Genomic DNA, 803 nt, shown 5'->3' with positions numbered 1-803 from the left:
CTGGCGCAGACCCGGATCGCGGTGCTCTCCGAGATCGTGCCGATGGTCGACTTCCTGTTCCTCGACGAGCCGGTCGCTGATGAGGCGGCGTGGGCGAAGGCCATGAAAGCCGACGCCCCAGCACTGCTGGCCGCCATGGTCGAGGCATATGAGACGTGCGAGTGGCAGGCCGAGGCGCTCAAGGCCTCGCTGGAGGCGATCGGCGCCGGGCGAGGGCTCAAGCTCGGCAAGGCGCAGGCACCGGTTCGAGTCGCGGTGACCGGCCGCAGCGTCGGGCTGCCGCTGTTCGAGTCGATCGAGATCCTCGGACGTGAGCGAACCGTGGCTCGCCTGCGAGCCGCCCTCGACCGCCTGAGCTGACCCCCTTTTGCGTCCGGCGGATCGATCCGCCGGTCATTCTGGTCGTCAATCGATCCGCTTCCCGAGCATTTCCCGGCAGATCCGCCTGCCTGTTCGAGGCGGATCGGAGCGAGATTGGCGTACCCATGAATCTTGAGAAATTGCTGGCCGACCGGCTGGCCGAGGCGTTTTCGGCGGTGGCCGGCGGACCGGTCGATCCGGTCGTGCGGCGCTCGCAGCACGCGGACTACCAGTCGGATGCGGCGCTGTCCCTGGCGCGTCGGCTCGGTCGCCCGCCGCGGGACATCGCCGCCGAGGTCGTCGGTCGGGCGGAGTTGGCGGACCTCTGCTCGGCCGTGGTGGTGTCCGGTCCGGGGTTCATCAACCTGACGGTCGCCGACCCGGCGCTCGACACGCTGCTGTCGGCCATGGCCGCCGACGCCCGGCTCGGCGTCGCGCCCAGC

At 70.2% G+C, this 803-nt stretch carries 2 pseudogenes; both read left to right on the top strand.

Annotation, left to right across the window (positions count from 1 at the left end):
• Window positions 1–360 (top strand): annotated as a pseudogene (locus Vqi01_RS30385) (glutamate--tRNA ligase); the annotation flags it as partial.
• A 125-nt stretch (window positions 361–485) separates the two neighbouring features.
• Window positions 486–803: pseudogene (locus Vqi01_RS30380) on the top strand (arginine--tRNA ligase); the annotation flags it as partial.

This window comes from Micromonospora qiuiae (assembly GCF_016863555.1).
Lineage (GTDB): Bacteria > Actinomycetota > Actinomycetes > Mycobacteriales > Micromonosporaceae > Micromonospora > Micromonospora qiuiae.
Note: the sequence above shows the minus strand (reverse complement) of the source record. Positions and strands in the feature narration are given on the sequence as shown.